Origin of the sequence: Methylocystis parvus OBBP (assembly GCF_027571405.1) — a bacterium.
Taxonomy (GTDB): domain Bacteria; phylum Pseudomonadota; class Alphaproteobacteria; order Rhizobiales; family Beijerinckiaceae; genus Methylocystis; species Methylocystis parva.
This window is the reverse complement of record NZ_CP092970.1, coordinates 177,280-190,776: the sequence shown is the minus strand read 5'-3', so window position 1 is coordinate 190,776 and position 13,497 is coordinate 177,280. Positions and strand designations below refer to the sequence as shown.

The window sequence follows — 13,497 nt, the reverse complement described above, 5'->3', positions numbered from 1 at the left end:
TGCTCCCAGCATATAATAAGATAAAAGACATTATCATATATAGATGCGCGTCGAAGCGACGCTTCGACCGGCAGTTCAAAACGCGCATACCCGTCAGACAGCGGCTTGCCCGCTTCCCTTCGGCTTACGGCCCCGTTTCGCTGCCGTCGTCTTGCGCGCCTGGCCCAGCCCCATGCTCTTCGCCAGGTCCGAGCGCTGCGCCGCATAGTTCTGGGCCACCATCGGATAGTCGGCGGGCAAGCCCCACTTGGCCCGATACTCCTCTGGCGTCATCCCCAACACGGCCAAATGCCGCTTGAGCGATTTGAACTGCTTTCCGTCGTCCAAACATACGAGGTAATCCGGAGTCACTGATCTGCGGATCGGCACCGCGGGCGTCGGCTTCTCGGTCTCCGCAACCGCCGGCCCGTGGCCGGCGAGGCCGCGCAGCGCCGTCTCTACGGAAGCGATCAGAGCCGGCAGCTCCGCCACGGGAAGCGAATTATGCGCGACGAAGGCCGCGACGATCCCCGCCGCCAATTCTGTGGAACTGAAATTCTCTTCGCGTTCAGAATCAGCCATCGCCAATCTCCCAGTCAACTGCCACAAGGCGATATTTCACCTTCCTGATCCGATATCAACGCGCGTCCTTACCAAAAAGCGGCGTTGCGTCGAAGAGATTGCGCGGGCGCAGTTCAAAGCCGACCCAAAGCACGGGAACCGCGTCGCGGTCTTCATCGCGCATGTGGTCTTCGTGGCGCAGCGATCCAGTGTACCAGACCGCGATGTCCTCGCCGGCGACGGACTCGCCTCTGGCGTAATTGGGGAGATGAACCGCCAGCAGCTCGTCTGGCTTGGCGCGCGTAATCCAGAAATCGTTGCGGGAGAAAAGCTCGGTGTGCCGCGCGACGCCCGATCGGAGCGGGATGAGTTCGTATTCCGTGCGCCGGCCCCGCGCGTTTTTGAGCACGCTGTCAGAGACGACGATCGTGTTGAACTCGGCCGGGCTCCATTGGAGGCCGCTTTCTGTCTCGATCGGGTCGCAGCGATCGGTCGCCGTCGAATATGGATGAGCGCGTCTTGGCGCTTGCGCGCGCGGCGGCTTCTATCGAGACGCAAGGCGGGGTGATCGACTCCTTCTTCGTGCGAATGGTTTCCGATCCGGTCGGGACACTGGCCGGCTACGGCCCTCGCCGCATCGTTTTCGTTCAGGGGAACGGCCCTGACGCGCCGCCGCCCGACGGGCTCGAGCTGGCGCCGGGCCGCGACTTCGAGGACGGCCGCGAGGCCCGCGAAGGCATTCCATGAGTGTTTCATCGTGACCCCAAAAGCATCCGAGCCCTGACCAATTTTCGCTGGCGGCATCAGGTGCCGCCGGCGTCGCTCCCGTCATTCCTCGTCCAACCCGTCCGGGTCATCGAGCGACGCGCCGGGCTCCTGGTTCAAGGCGAGCACGATCTTGAGAAGCAGCCAGACAAGATAGGCACACTGACTGCCCTGCACGTCGATCAGGCGCATTCGCCCGTGCGCGAGGTCGTTGCGGAGATGTCCCGTAGGGTTCCCTGACAAGCAGCGTCCTCAGATTATAGGCAATCGCCGGGCCGAGTATCGCGCCAAGCTTCTCGTTCATGATCAGGGGGATCAGTGTCGCGTTGTCATCCACGCCTCGGCTCGGATCATCGATGTGTGGAGGTACCTCCACCGCCAGCGTTTCTGACGATTGAGCTGCTGTCGGTTTTGTGGACGCCGAGAAACGGTGTTTCATGAGACCGGAGGTTGGTTATGGCGAGACGGATATTCAGTCGGGAGTTCAAGGTCGAGGCAGTTCGGCTGGTAAGGGAGCGCGGGGTCACGGTCGCGCAGGCGTGCCGCGATCTGGACGTGCACGAGAATGTGTTGCGGCGCTGGGTTCGGGAGCTGACGGCGGATCCCGCGCAGGCCTTCCCCGGCCATGGCCAGCAGAAGCCGGAGCAACTGGAGATCGAGCGGCTGCGCCGTGAGGTCGCCAAGCTGCGGGCGGAGCGCGACATCCTAAAAACGTATGGCCCGCCCGGTCCGCAAGAGTGTCGCTTCGATGGCATGCTCGGTCTGCATCAACGTATCCGGTCTCAGGGCTTTCCCTGGCCAAGATGGATATCCGCGCGGCCTGGATCCTCATAAAGGCGACGGCGTCGAGCGCCGCATTTAGGACCAGGATTTCCGACCGCCGGTTTGACCGTTATGCCATCTGTTCTTCACCTCTCACAGACAACGACGCGGCCCGCCCGTCAGGGATTGGCCGCAAGGCGGTATTGTCAAACTCCGATGATCGCGCTCTGATCGTAGGTCGTTTCACGGCGCAAGAGCGCCCAGATAATCCGGGCGAGCTTGGCGGCCAACGCGACGACCACGACATTGGTATGCCTGCGATTGAGCATTTCTCGCAACCATTCGCCCATTCTTGTTGGTTTGGCCGCCAAATGCGGCAGAGCCGCTCGCGCACCATGAATGAGCTGCTTGCGCAAATATTGGTTTCCACGCTTGCTGATGCCCAGGATCTTGGTCCTGCCGCCCGTCGAATGTTGACGCGGCGTCAAGCCGAGCCAGGATGCGAGATCACGACCACGCGCAAACGCGCTGCCGTCTCCAATCGCCGCAATCAGCGCCGTGGCGTTGATTACGCCAATGCCCGGGATTCCCGAAAGACGGCGCGCCTGGAGATCGTTACGCGCCACAGCGGCAAATTCCTCGTCGTAACCTTTGATGCGCTTGTCGAGCGCCGTGCACTCGTCAAGCAGGTCATTGACCAGGATCTTTGTGCGGACGCTGATCGGCAAGCTCTCAACGCCGATCTCTCCAAGACGTCGCATAAGAAGCAACCGACCTTTCGGAAGGATGACGCCGCGCTCGAACAGGACGGCGCGTAACTGATTGATGAGCGCAGTGCGTGCGAGCACAAGGCGTTCTCTGGCCCGATGCAAGGCTTGCAAGTCTAGTTGAGCCTCGCTCTTAAGGGACACAAAACGCATCGTCGGCCGGGGCGCCGCTTCGGCGATCGCCTCTGCGTCCCGATCGTCGGTTTTTTGGGCTTTCACATAGGGCTGGACATATTCCGGCGACATCAGCCGGACCTCATGGCCCTGGGTCTCGAACGTGCGTCCGAAAAAATGCGCCCCGCAACAGGCTTCCATGGCGATGACGCATGGTGGGAGAGTCGCCGTGAAAGCAATGATGCCTTGCCGACTCATCTTACGGCGCAAAACGATGGCGCCAGTCGCGTCTTGACCAGCCAGGCTACAGCTATTTTTGCCAAGATCGATGCCGATTACAGCGATTGATGACCTTTTCATCGGTCCTCTCCCCCTCCAAATTCAGCGCCAATATTGCGCCCGGAAGCGAGGGGCGGGCCATACCATAAAGGCCGCAGCCTTCTTTGCGAGGGAAGCGAAATGAGGTTCGCTTTCATTGCAAAGCACCGGAGCGTCTGGCCGGTGGCGTGGCTCTGCGAAGCGCTGGACGTCTCCCGGTCGGGTTTTCACGCCTGGCTGCGTCGCGGGCCGAGCGCCCGGTCGGTCGCCGACGAGGAGCTGACAAGGAAAATCCGCGCGAGCTTCGTGGGGAGCGCCCGAACCTACGGCGCCCGCCGCGTCTGGCGGGACGTCCTGGCGGAAGGCGCCTCCTGCGGGCTGCACAGGATCGAACGATTGATGCGGGCGAACGCCTTGCGGGCGCGGCCGCGCTGCCGCGGTCTGCCGAAGGACGACGGACAAAGGTCGGCGATCGTCGCGCCGAATGTTCTCGACCGGCAGTTCGCCGCGCCGGCGCCGAACCAGAAGTGGATCGCAGACTTCACCTATATCTGGACGGCGGAAGGCTGGCTCTACGTCGCGGCGGTCATCGACCTGTTCTCGCGCAGGGTCGTCGGCTGGTCGATGAAGGCCGAGATGACTGCTGGGCTCGTCGCGGATGCGTTGATGATGGCGATCTGGCGTCGCGGCAAGCCGGACGCCTTGCTGCATCACTCCGACAGGGGCAGCCAATATACGAGCGAGCAGTTCCAGCTCTTGATGGCCGACAATGGCGTCGTTTGTTCGATGAGCCGATCCGGCAATGTCTGGGACAATGCGGCGATGGAGAGCTTCTTCTCCTCGCTGAAGACCGAGCGGATCGGAAAGAAAGTCTACCGCACGCGTGACGATGCTCGGGCCGACGTCTTCGATTACGTCGAGCGGTTCTACAACCCTGTCCGCAGGCATTCGACGATCGGCTACGTCAGCCCCGTTGAGTTCGAAAAGAAGGTGGGGGTAACTTAACTCGGCGTCCACAAAACCGGCAGCAGCTCAGATTTGCCGTCAATCAGCCTATGCAGCAGGTTTAGGATGTGCGTCTTCGTCGGCGCGCCGTCGTTCAAAGCTAGACGGCGCTTGAGCTTGCGGTGGCCGCGTTGAAAATCCGTTTACGGGTTGAGCTATAAATGGCCGCTGTTCAGCCTGGTCGGAGAAACGAGCGCATGGGCGAGAATACCGGTCTCGAAAAGAGAGCCGTCGAAGCGTTGCTCCGCTATCGCGAAGCGCTCGCGAAGGTCGAAGCGCTGGAACGGGAAGAGGCGGCGGCACATCGGGCGCTTGTCGAATGGCAGGATAGCGTCAAAAACTCAATTTTCGACGGTGCCACTTCGGCCGTGAGCTCGAATCTCGCCGAAGCTGGGCGGGACGCCATTTCTCGTCTTCATGACATCCGATTGGCGATGAGCGCCGCGACAGCAGAGTTAAAATTGGCGTTTACGACTCTCATCGGCTTCGATGACGCATTGGATCACCTCCTGATACCGACCGACCCGAATGTGAAAGATGCCGGCGGGGGTCTGGACGAGTGAAAGCCTACGGAGGCAGTCGAGAAGTCGAAGACAGGCTCTCGGCTCCCCTTCCGCATGCTCAAATCCTTCGCGCGGCGCCCGGCTAGGGAATCAACCCGCGCCGCAACGCCAGCGCCACGGCGTGCGCAACATTCTCAGCGCCCAGTCTGGCGCGCGCGCTGTCGAGATGAAAAGCGATGGTGCGCGTCTTAATGCCGAGGATCTGGCCGATCTGATCCATTGTGCGGCCGCGCGAGGTCCAAGCGAGACATTCCGCTTCGCGTTGGCTCAATGGAGACGATGAATCGAGGCCGACGGGCTGTTTCAACATGGTTTCGACGCGGGCGTGAAAATACATGCCCATGAGCTGCAAAACCTCCTTCGCATCGGCGATCTTCTCGTCAAGGTCAGGCCCGTGCCTACCTGCCGCGAAAGTGAAGGCGGCGAAGCGGTCAAAGCCCGCCGGAATCGGAATGGTGACGCCTTTTTCTATCCCGAACTCCGCGGCCTCGCCGAAAAACCGCTTGACCCGGTTTCCTCGGCCACTGGAAGCCTGCGCGCCGCTCCATCGGAAAAGATCGCGGTCGCGCCGCGCTCGGATGATAACAGGGTCGATAAGATCGTAACGCTCGTTCAAATAACGCGTCGTCCACTCCTTCGGATATGTCGAAATTAACGTGTAACTATGCTCGGTGAGACTAAGATAGGCGAAATAGCTAAAACCCAATCTTTGAGTCGCCCGCTCGGCCACGGCGCGGAACGCCGCCTTGTCTGACGCCGTGCCCACGCCGTCGATGAATTCCTCAAACGCATTTTGAAATCGCCGCATATCTAAACCTTTCGCCTTGCTTCGGCGCGCTTTGCTCCCTGTTCGGGCAATGGCCTCCTTGCTCACACGCCTGTTGAACGCGAACCACCAATGCGCGTGTGTGTGGTCAGCATGCGGCGATTTTGTGAACGCGTTTGCAAGAACGCCCCTGTGAAATTTCGCAGGTTCATCGGCGTCGCGCTTCTGGTTCCTTGCACCCCGAATTGATTGCGATTCGGAAAGTTGGAACTCATGCAACTCGCCTCGCTCAGCGGCAGCCGCTTCCACCTCAATATCAGTCGCCCACAAACGGGCCGACAAAACGCGCGGCGCGGCGCCGGCCGCCGCGGAGCCAATTAAATGGACCTCTCAGCTTTCATGACATCCGCCGAACGCTGCTCGCCAACCGTCGATGCGCAACCGCTGATTGAGATCGTGCGGACAGCGAGCGACTTCGAGCCTCTTTCGCTCACGATCGATGGCCGCAAGCCAATCAAGATTCTCGCAACTTCCAAGGACGAGGCGATCGCTCTCGCGATGCAAACGAAAGTCGGCAAAGAAGAGGCGAGACTGGGTCTCGTCGGCCTGACATTCGCCGATCTCGACAAGGCCGGAATCGACGTCGCGGAAGCTTTCGAGCCTTGCTCGGCGCTGCGCGCCGCTGTCCAGATTCTCAATGAGGATCCGAACCATTTCACAAGGGTGAGAATAGCGGGCGTCCAGGGCGCCACGCGTGCTAAGCTCGCCGCCAATAATCCGCTTGATGGTCGCGAAGAGCGTCCGTTTCATCAAGAAGACCGCGCTCTTCCTGAGCCGGCGCCCCTGCCCAAAAAGCCCTGGGACGTCTTCGGCAGCGCGTCCGGGAGATCGCTCCTCGTCTATGAGGCTCCCGCTTCTTCCCAACGGTAACCGCGCCTTCGAAGCATCTCTCGCACTCTAGACACGGAGTCTCGATCCATCATGCATTCCTTAGCCCGTCGCCTCTCCTTCCTGCTGCTCACCAACGCCGTCGTTACGCTCACTCTCAACGAACCGGCGGCGGCGCAAAGCGCCAATGTCGAAAAGGTCCTTCAGAACATCGTCGACGCGCTCACTGGCAATGTCGCGAAGCTGCTGGCGACGCTCGCGATCATCGTCACCGGCATGTCCTGGATGTTCGGCTATCTCGATCTGAGGCGCGCCGGTTACGTCATTCTCGGCATCGCCATCCTGTTCGGCGCCGCCGAGATCGTCACGACGCTTACCGGCAGATAGCCGCTGACCTATGCCTGCTTCCCTCCATCATTTCGATCGGAACCGACCATGAGCGACGAACGCCTCGTCGAGGACACTCTGTTTCTGGCCTGTACGCGCCCGGCGATGATCCTCGGCGTGACGATGGAGGCGATGGGACTCAACGTCATCTTCTCGTCGATTCTCTTCGTTCTGGCTGGGAGTCTGCTCTACGGTCTCGTCGCCTTGCCGATCCACTTCGCCTGCCGGCTCGTCTGCCGACGAGACGCCAACCAGTTTCGCATCTTGTTCGCCTGGTTGGAGACGCGCGGGCGTCACCGCAATGCGAATCTTTGGGGCGGCTCCTCATGTACGCCCTTGCGGCTCGTACGCCGATTCAATGTCGAGGAGCTCGCCCATGGCTAGCATAGCTATGCGCATAAAGGCCCGAGAGGTAGAATCTGGCGTTCACCTTCCTTATCTGCGCCATGTCACCGAGCATGTCGTGTCGCTTTCGACGCGCGCGCTGATCGCCACGATCCGCCTTTCCGACGTCTCCTTCGAGACGGCCGACGCCGCCAATCTCAACGACCTCCACGCCAAACTCAATCTGACGCTGCGCAACATCGCTGACGAGCGCTTGGCGCTCTGGACGCATGTCATCCGCAGCCGGGCGACCGATTATCCTGAAGGGACGTTTCACTCGGATTTCGCGCGCAAACTCAATGAGGCTTATCAGGCGCGGCTTGTCTCCGACACGTTCTATGGCAACGAGCTTTATCTCACCCTTGTCTGGCATCCGGGGCGCGACGCAGCTGAACGCGCGTCACTGTTCTTTTCACGCCTTGCTCGCGCGCAACACGGCGGAGCCGAGGTCGACGTCTTTGGGCTGAAGAAGCTCGAAGACGTCTCGCGCGATCTGCTGGCGGCGCTCGACCGCTTTTCTCCGCGCCGCCTCGGACTCTCCGAGCGGCAGGGAATCCTCTTTTCCGAGATCGGCTCCTTCCTGCAGGAGCTCGTCGCTTGCGAACGCCTGCCCTTCCCGCTCGTCCAGGGACCGATCGGGCCGGCGCTCTACGCCAATCGCCTCATCTTCGGCCGCGAGACGATCGAAATCCGCGGCCCCGGCGGATCGCGCTTCGCCGGCGTGCTGGCCTTCAAGGATTATCCGGCGACGACGCGGCCCGGCCTGCTCGACGGCCTCCTTGCCGCCCCTTTCGAACTCGTGCTCGCGCAGAGCTTCGCCTTCCTCGCCAAGGCGGAGGCGAAGACGGTCATGACGCGCAAGCAGAACCAGCTGCTCTCCGCCAATGACTTGGCGGCGTCGCAAATCGATGAGCTCGATGCCGCGCTCGACGATCTCGAATCGAACCGCTTCGTGATGGGCGAGCATCATCTGTCGCTTCTCGTCCTCGCCCACGCGCCCCGCGCCCTGCTCGACAAAATGAGCCAGGCTCGCCGTATTCTCGCCGACGCCGGCGCCGTCGTGGCGCGCGAAGACCTCGGACTCGAGGCGGCCTTCTGGGCGCAATTGCCAGGCCTGTTCAAATATCGGGCGCGGGCCGGCGCGATCACCTCGCGCAATTTCACGGGTCTATCGCCCTTTCACGCCTATCCGTCGGGGAAGGCTGAGGGCAATCATTGGGGACCCGCCGTCGCGGTGCTCAAGACCGCGTCGGGATCGCCGTTCCATTTCTCCTTCCATGTCGGCGATCTGGGAAACACCTTCATCTGCGGCCCCTCCGGCTCCGGTAAGACCGCTTTCCTGACTTTCGCTTTGGCGCAGGCGGAAAAGCTCAAGTGCCAATTGGTGCTCTTCGACAAGGATCGCGGCGCCGAGCTCTTCATCCGAGCGATCGGCGGTTCTTACCTCGCCCTGAGGAGCGGCAGGCCTACGGGCTGCGCGCCCTTGAAGAGCTTCGAGCTCACCCCCTCGAATATCGCCTTCCTCGGCGCGCTGGTGCGCAAGCTCGTCAGCGTCGAGGGAAGGCCGCTCTCCGTCGCCGACGAGCAAAGGATCGACAACGGTCTCGTGGCGCTGCGCGACATGCCGCGCCATGAGCGTTCCTTCTCGGCGCTACGCGTCTTCCTCGGTCAGCGAGACACGGAAGGGATCGGCGCGCGTTTGGAGCGCTGGTGCAAAGGCCAGGCCCTAGGCTGGGCGCTCGACGCCGACGAGGACGCGATCAGCATCGATTCGCACGCTTTCGGCTTCGATATGACCGAGGCGCTCGATGATCCCATCATTCGCACGCCGCTGATGATGGTGCTGTTTCGGCGGGTCGAGGAGCTCATCGACGGCCGACGCATCATCATCGCCATCGACGAATTCTGGAAGGCGCTCGGCGACGACGCTTTCCGCGATCTCGCGAACGACGGGCTCAAAACCATCCGCAAGAAGAACGGCGTGATGGTGTTCGGGACGCAATCGCCGCGCGACGCGCTGGCCTCGCCAATCGCCCATACTATCGTCGAGCAATGCCCGACCCAGATTTTCTTCCCGAACGCCCGCGGCCAGGCGCGCGACTATGTCGACGGCTTCCATCTCACAAAAGCGGAATTCCGCCTCATCCGCGAAGAGCTCTCGACCGAGAGCCGGCGCTTTCTTTTGAAACAGGGCCACGAGGCCGTGGTCGCCGAGCTCGATCTCATGGGAGTGGACGACGCGCTCGCGGTCCTCTCGGGTCGTACCGCGACCGTCGAGCTCGCCGATCGCTTGCGCGCAGAGGTCGGCGACGATCCGGCCAAATGGCTCCCGCTCTTTCATCAGCGCCGAAAGACTCTCGCATGAAGCCGCCCGATCGATTTCTCCCTGTCGTGATCATGGCCGCCCTGCCCTTTTCGGCGTCCGCCCAAGTCGTGTTCGACCCCAGCGTCTTCGCCCGCCAATTCGACCAGTTGATCGAGATGAAGAAACAGGTCGAGACCCTCACTTCGCAGCTGAAAGTGGCGCAGGACCAGCTCGCCCAGGCGAAGCAACTCTATGACTCGTTCAACAAGCTCACGAACGCGAACGACGTCGCCAGCCTTCTGAATTCCTCGGAATTTCGGAAATATCTGCCGGGGGAATTCGCCCAAATCGAGGGCCTCATCAAGGGTTCGGGTTCGGGAAGCTTCGCCGCCTCGATCGACAGCTATCTGTCACAAAACCGCGTCTACACGGAAAACCCAGGGAATTCCTTCTACGCCTCCGAGCTTGATCGCATCGCCCGCCAAACGGGGGCGAAGCATTCGCTCGGCCAGGCCGTCTATGACACGGCCTCTCGCCGCATCGACCAACTCGAAGAATTGCGCCGCCAGGTCAGCGCCTCAAAGGACGCCAAGGAAGTGCTCGATCTCTCCGCGCGCCTGCAGGCCGAACAGGCGTTGCTGCAAAACGACGTGCTGCGCCTGCAGGGCCTCACGATGATTCAGCGCGCGCAGTCCGACATGGACGTCGAGCGCGAACGCGAACGGCGTCGGAAAACGATCGACGAAATGAAGGCGGCCCTCCAATGAAGACGCTCGCTTCGACATTGCTGATCGCAACTTGCCTCTCAGGATGCGACAGGGAACCCCGCTCATCCGAGCCTGCGCCAAAGGCTACGCCCGTGGTCCATGACGTTTCCTGGTATCTCGAAAACGAAGCCGAGCACGCCACAACCAAGCGGCGGTGCAAAGCTAATCCGGGAACCCTGCGCGATACGGCCGAGTGCATAAACGCCGATCAAGCGCAGAAGCAAATTTTTATCTGGGGGCGAGAGGAAGCCCTGCGCCGCTCGCGTGAAGGTCGCTGACCATGGCCATCGCCGTTTTCGACGAATTCTTGAAAGAGTTTGAACAGCCGATCACGCAATTCGTATCGAACTCGGTTCAGAACCTCACATCCTATGTCGATGCGCCGCTTCGGGTGGCGGTGATGCTGTATGTCGCGATCTATGGGATCGCGGTCATGCGCGGCGCCATCCAGGAGCCAATTCTCGACTTCGCCTGGCGCACGATCCGGATCGTGACCGTGATCCTGCTCGCGACCAACGCTGCGTCCTATCAACAATATGTCGCAGGCCTGTTTTTCGATTCGCTCCCCAAAGAGATCAGCAACGTCATCGCCGGTAGCGGTCTCGACATGAAATCCGGCCAGCCTTTTGATCAACTGTTGACCAAAGGAATTGCGGTTGCCCAGCAAATATATGACCAGGCAGGGTTGACCGATATCGTGCCGGCGCTCGTCGCGGCCATTCTTCTCGTCTTCACGGCCGTCAGCGGCTTCCTGCAATTTGCGATCATGCTCTATGCGAAGGTCGGCCTCGCACTGGTGCTGGCGCTCGGGCCGATCTTCATCGCGCTCATGCTGTTCGAGGCGACACGGACCTTCGGCGAAGCCTGGACGCGCCAGCTCGCCAATTTCGTCATTCTGCACGTACTCGTCGTGGCGCTGATCGGGCTGATGCTGACGACCGTCGGGCATTTCGTCGACAAATACGGCGCCAACGCCACCACCAGCGGCCAGCTGATCGTTGGCGCGGTGGCGATCAGCGCCGTGCTCGGGCTCGCCGCCTATATCGCCCTGCAACTGCCGGAGATTGCGGGAGCGCTCGCCGGCGGCGGCGCGTCGCTCGCCGCCCACATGCTCAACCGCTGGATGGCGGCCACCGCGACCACCGCCACTATGGGGGCAACGATCGGCGCCTATGCCGGCGCCCACATCGCCGCGACGCGAACGGTCCGGGCGCTGCGCGGACGACGGACAGGCGGCAGCATCCGCCGCGTTCCCACAGAATAGCAAAATTCCGCCATCTCGAATGACCTCGGTTTCGGAGACGCAATGACAGCACGAATGGCATTCCTGGCGCTCGCGCTCACAGCGCCTCTTACCGGCTGCGCGAGCCTCATGGGCTCCGGCGCGCCCTCCTGCGACGGCGCGGCGCGGCGGCCATTGAACCGGTCGCTGTGGGATTGGGAGAATGCGAGGCCGATCGCCGTCGCGCCGATCGAGGCGCCGGCGCCAGCTCCTCTTCCGCCTCGGAGCGGCGAGCTGATCATCCGCAAGGGCGAGATCGACAGGGCGCACCCCAGCGAGCGAACAGCCGCCCTTCCCATCTTCGATATCGCCGCTTCGACGCGGGGCTGCGGGGAAGTCGACCATGGTTGAGGCTGGCGAGCTGAAGACCTATTTCGAGCGGGCGCGCCTGTGGGAGCAGGATCTCCTCCTCTCGGCGCAACGCTCAAAGCGCATCGCCTGGGGCGTCGCGGCGGCGGCCTCGATCCTCGCCTTCATTTCGATCGGCGCGGTCGCCGCGCTAACTCCGCTCAAGACCGTCGAGCCCTTCGTGATTCGCGTCGACAATGCGACAGGCGTCGTCGACGTCGTCTCCGCTCTCAAGGACGAGCCGCAGACTTACGATGAGGCGATCGTCAAATATTTCCTCGCCCAATATGTGCGGGCGCGGGAAGGATATAGCTTCGTCGAAGCGCCGACGAATTTCCGCACCATCTCGTTGCTCTCGACGCAGAGCGAGCAGGCGCGCTTTTCGACCGTCTATCGAGGCTCAAATCCCGACAGCCCGCAAGTCGCCTATGGGCGGAGCGGCGTTGCGGAAATCCGCATCAAGGCGATCTCGCTGCTCGGCCCCAATCTCGCCTCGGTGCGCTATTTGCGCGAAGTCCGGCACGGTGACGAGACCAAGCTTTCGCACTGGATCGCCACAGTCGCTTTTTCTTTCGAGAAGAAAGCGACAATCTCCTCTTCCGATCGCCTGATCAACCCGCTCGGTTTTCTGGTCTCGGAATACCGATCCGATCCGGAGACGGCGCCATGATGAACCCCTTCTCCGTCGCTCGCGCCACGGCGATCGCGTGCGGGCTTTTGCTCGCGCCCGCTCCGGCGCTCACCCTGCAGCAGCCCGCGGCCGGATCGCGTGACGCCCGCGTGCGCATGGTCGCCTACGACCCCTTCAACGTCGTCAAGATCAACGGCGTCATCCGCGCCTCGACCCAGGTGCTCTTTTCCGAAGATGAAGAGATTGCCCATGTCGCAATCGGCGATTCGATCTCCTGGGAAGTCGCGCCCGCCGGCAATATCCTCTTCCTGAAGCCGCGAGAGAAGCACCCGCCGACCAATTTGCAGGTGGTCACCACGCGCCGCGACGGCCGCAAGCGATCCTATCAATTCGAGCTGTCGATCGCGGAGAGCTCTCTTGCCGACAGCTACTTCATGGTGCGCTTCGCCTATCCGGGCGATGAAGCCGAGGCGCGACGCGACGTTGACCGCTCTCGGCGCGGCGAGATGGAGGCGCGCGCGGTCGACGAAACCTTCGCGCTCCACAACGCTGCTGCTCCGCGCAACTGGCGCTATTCGGCGCAAGGGACGCCGACCCTGGAGCCCGACGCCGTTTATGACGACGGCAAGGAGACGACGCTGCGCTTCGAGGGCAACCGCGAGATTCCGGCGATCTTCCTTGTCGCCTCCGACGGAACCGAGAGCCTGGTTCCAAAAGACGTGCGCGGCGAACTCGTCGTCGTCCATGCGGTCGGGCGCGAATTGCGCCTGCGCCAAGGCGCGGAGGTTCTTTGCATCTTCAACGAGGCCTTCGATCCCATAGGCGTGAACCATGCGACGCGAACGACCAGCCCGAGCGTCGCTCGGCTACCACGACGAGCGACGCGAAGGCAATGACGATCGCAA

At 62.0% G+C, this 13,497-nt stretch carries 17 protein-coding genes and 2 pseudogenes; 14 read left to right on the top strand and 5 right to left on the bottom strand.

The window, feature by feature from the left end; all coding sequences use genetic code 11:
- Window positions 1-93 precede the first annotated feature (93 nt).
- Together MMG94_RS21935 and MMG94_RS21930 are read right to left on the bottom strand one after the other, a co-directional pair.
- Window positions 94-561, bottom strand: a complete 468-nt coding sequence (locus tag MMG94_RS21935) for a Ros/MucR family transcriptional regulator (RefSeq protein WP_016921271.1) — start codon at window positions 559-561, stop codon at window positions 94-96.
- Between the two features lie 55 nt (window positions 562-616).
- The gene (locus tag MMG94_RS21930) at window positions 617-967 is read right to left on the bottom strand and encodes a copper amine oxidase (protein WP_244415467.1); all 351 of its coding nucleotides are present in this window, start codon (window positions 965-967) and stop codon (window positions 617-619) included.
- Between the two features lie 92 nt (window positions 968-1,059).
- On the opposite strand from MMG94_RS21930, the gene MMG94_RS21925 reads away from it, so the two are divergent.
- Window positions 1,060-1,287, top strand: a complete 228-nt coding sequence (locus tag MMG94_RS21925) for a hypothetical protein (RefSeq protein WP_154420440.1) — start codon at window positions 1,060-1,062, stop codon at window positions 1,285-1,287.
- A gap of 81 nt (window positions 1,288-1,368) precedes the next feature.
- Here MMG94_RS21925 and MMG94_RS21920 read toward each other — a convergent pair whose 3' ends face one another.
- On the bottom strand, window positions 1,369-1,497 hold the full coding sequence (locus tag MMG94_RS21920; RefSeq protein WP_016921268.1) for a hypothetical protein: 129 nt from the start codon (window positions 1,495-1,497) through the stop codon (window positions 1,369-1,371).
- Window positions 1,498-1,761: 264 nt separating this feature from the next.
- Here MMG94_RS21920 and MMG94_RS21915 point away from each other — a divergent pair.
- Window positions 1,762-2,016, top strand: a pseudogene (locus tag MMG94_RS21915) (transposase); the annotation flags it as partial.
- A gap of 257 nt (window positions 2,017-2,273) precedes the next feature.
- Here the strand turns inward: MMG94_RS21915 and MMG94_RS21910 are convergent.
- Window positions 2,274-3,308: an IS110 family RNA-guided transposase gene (locus tag MMG94_RS21910; protein ID WP_026016454.1), complete on the bottom strand. Its 1,035-nt coding sequence runs from the start codon at window positions 3,306-3,308 to the stop codon at window positions 2,274-2,276.
- 66 nt (window positions 3,309-3,374) lie between these two features.
- Here MMG94_RS21910 and MMG94_RS21905 point away from each other — a divergent pair.
- Together MMG94_RS21905 and MMG94_RS21900 are read left to right on the top strand one after the other, a co-directional pair.
- Window positions 3,375-4,271, top strand: a pseudogene (locus MMG94_RS21905) (IS3 family transposase); the annotation flags it as partial.
- A gap of 197 nt (window positions 4,272-4,468) precedes the next feature.
- The gene (locus tag MMG94_RS21900) at window positions 4,469-4,834 is read left to right on the top strand and encodes a hypothetical protein (protein ID WP_016921264.1); all 366 of its coding nucleotides are present in this window, start codon (window positions 4,469-4,471) and stop codon (window positions 4,832-4,834) included.
- A gap of 82 nt (window positions 4,835-4,916) precedes the next feature.
- Here the strand turns inward: MMG94_RS21900 and MMG94_RS21895 are convergent, their stop codons facing one another.
- Window positions 4,917-5,942 carry an autoinducer binding domain-containing protein gene (locus MMG94_RS21895; RefSeq protein ID WP_244415461.1) on the bottom strand — a complete coding sequence of 342 codons (1,026 nt, stop codon included), beginning with the start codon at window positions 5,940-5,942 and terminating at the stop codon, window positions 4,917-4,919.
- Between the two features lie 39 nt (window positions 5,943-5,981).
- Here MMG94_RS21895 and MMG94_RS21890 point away from each other — a divergent pair, with 39 nt between their 5' ends.
- From MMG94_RS21890 to virB9, 10 genes are all read left to right on the top strand, one after another.
- Window positions 5,982-6,530: a lysozyme family protein gene (locus MMG94_RS21890; RefSeq protein WP_016921261.1), complete on the top strand. Its 549-nt coding sequence runs from the start codon at window positions 5,982-5,984 to the stop codon at window positions 6,528-6,530.
- Window positions 6,531-6,581: 51 nt separating this feature from the next.
- Window positions 6,582-6,875, top strand: coding sequence for a TrbC/VirB2 family protein (locus MMG94_RS21885; RefSeq protein ID WP_016921260.1), 294 nt, complete (start codon window positions 6,582-6,584; stop codon window positions 6,873-6,875).
- A gap of 48 nt (window positions 6,876-6,923) precedes the next feature.
- Window positions 6,924-7,259 carry a VirB3 family type IV secretion system protein gene (locus tag MMG94_RS21880; RefSeq protein WP_016921259.1) on the top strand — a complete coding sequence of 112 codons (336 nt, stop codon included), beginning with the start codon at window positions 6,924-6,926 and terminating at the stop codon, window positions 7,257-7,259.
- Window positions 7,252-9,624 carry a VirB4 family type IV secretion/conjugal transfer ATPase gene (locus MMG94_RS21875; RefSeq protein WP_026016453.1) on the top strand — a complete coding sequence of 791 codons (2,373 nt, stop codon included), beginning with the start codon at window positions 7,252-7,254 and terminating at the stop codon, window positions 9,622-9,624. Before MMG94_RS21880 ends, MMG94_RS21875 begins: the two co-directional genes overlap by 8 nt.
- On the top strand, window positions 9,621-10,331 hold the full coding sequence (virB5, locus tag MMG94_RS21870) for a P-type DNA transfer protein VirB5 (RefSeq protein WP_016921257.1): 711 nt from the start codon (window positions 9,621-9,623) through the stop codon (window positions 10,329-10,331). The genes MMG94_RS21875 and virB5 overlap by 4 nt, the downstream gene beginning before the upstream one ends.
- Window positions 10,328-10,609 (top strand): EexN family lipoprotein, encoded by a 282-nt coding sequence (locus tag MMG94_RS21865; RefSeq protein WP_154420442.1) that lies wholly within the window; start codon window positions 10,328-10,330, stop codon window positions 10,607-10,609. Before virB5 ends, MMG94_RS21865 begins: the two co-directional genes overlap by 4 nt.
- 155 nt (window positions 10,610-10,764) lie before the next feature.
- Window positions 10,765-11,595, top strand: coding sequence for a TrbL/VirB6 family protein (locus MMG94_RS21860; protein WP_244415459.1), 831 nt, complete (start codon window positions 10,765-10,767; stop codon window positions 11,593-11,595).
- Between the two features lie 42 nt (window positions 11,596-11,637).
- Window positions 11,638-11,964, top strand: a complete 327-nt coding sequence (locus tag MMG94_RS21855) for a hypothetical protein (RefSeq protein ID WP_026016452.1) — start codon at window positions 11,638-11,640, stop codon at window positions 11,962-11,964.
- Window positions 11,957-12,631, top strand: coding sequence for a VirB8 family type IV secretion system protein (locus tag MMG94_RS21850; RefSeq protein ID WP_016921254.1), 675 nt, complete (start codon window positions 11,957-11,959; stop codon window positions 12,629-12,631). Before MMG94_RS21855 ends, MMG94_RS21850 begins: the two co-directional genes overlap by 8 nt.
- Complete coding sequence (virB9, locus tag MMG94_RS21845; RefSeq protein WP_016921253.1) at window positions 12,628-13,488, top strand: P-type conjugative transfer protein VirB9; 861 nt, start codon at window positions 12,628-12,630, stop codon at window positions 13,486-13,488. The genes MMG94_RS21850 and virB9 overlap by 4 nt, the downstream gene beginning before the upstream one ends.
- Window positions 13,489-13,497 lie beyond the last annotated feature (9 nt).

Bases quoted from the DNA above. Each gene is read 5' to 3' on its own strand.
- MMG94_RS21880 (WP_016921259.1), top strand. From the start codon at position 6,924: ATGAGCGACGAACGCCTCGTCGAGGACACTCTGTTTCTGGCCTGTACG.
- MMG94_RS21865 (WP_154420442.1), top strand. From the start codon at position 10,328: ATGAAGACGCTCGCTTCGACATTGCTGATCGCAACTTGCCTCTCAGGA.
- MMG94_RS21860 (WP_244415459.1), top strand. From the start codon at position 10,765: ATGCGCGGCGCCATCCAGGAGCCAATTCTCGACTTCGCCTGGCGCACG.
- MMG94_RS21935 (WP_016921271.1), bottom strand. From the start codon at position 561: ATGGCTGATTCTGAACGCGAAGAGAATTTCAGTTCCACAGAATTGGCG.
- virB5 (WP_016921257.1), top strand. From the start codon at position 9,621: ATGAAGCCGCCCGATCGATTTCTCCCTGTCGTGATCATGGCCGCCCTG.
- MMG94_RS21900 (WP_016921264.1), top strand. From the start codon at position 4,469: ATGGGCGAGAATACCGGTCTCGAAAAGAGAGCCGTCGAAGCGTTGCTC.
- MMG94_RS21875 (WP_026016453.1), top strand. From the start codon at position 7,252: ATGGCTAGCATAGCTATGCGCATAAAGGCCCGAGAGGTAGAATCTGGC.
- MMG94_RS21890 (WP_016921261.1), top strand. From the start codon at position 5,982: ATGGACCTCTCAGCTTTCATGACATCCGCCGAACGCTGCTCGCCAACC.
- MMG94_RS21855 (WP_026016452.1), top strand. From the start codon at position 11,638: ATGACAGCACGAATGGCATTCCTGGCGCTCGCGCTCACAGCGCCTCTT.
- MMG94_RS21920 (WP_016921268.1), bottom strand. From the start codon at position 1,497: ATGCGCCTGATCGACGTGCAGGGCAGTCAGTGTGCCTATCTTGTCTGG.
- virB9 (WP_016921253.1), top strand. From the start codon at position 12,628: ATGATGAACCCCTTCTCCGTCGCTCGCGCCACGGCGATCGCGTGCGGG.
- MMG94_RS21850 (WP_016921254.1), top strand. From the start codon at position 11,957: ATGGTTGAGGCTGGCGAGCTGAAGACCTATTTCGAGCGGGCGCGCCTG.
- MMG94_RS21885 (WP_016921260.1), top strand. From the start codon at position 6,582: ATGCATTCCTTAGCCCGTCGCCTCTCCTTCCTGCTGCTCACCAACGCC.
- MMG94_RS21910 (WP_026016454.1), bottom strand. From the start codon at position 3,308: ATGAAAAGGTCATCAATCGCTGTAATCGGCATCGATCTTGGCAAAAAT.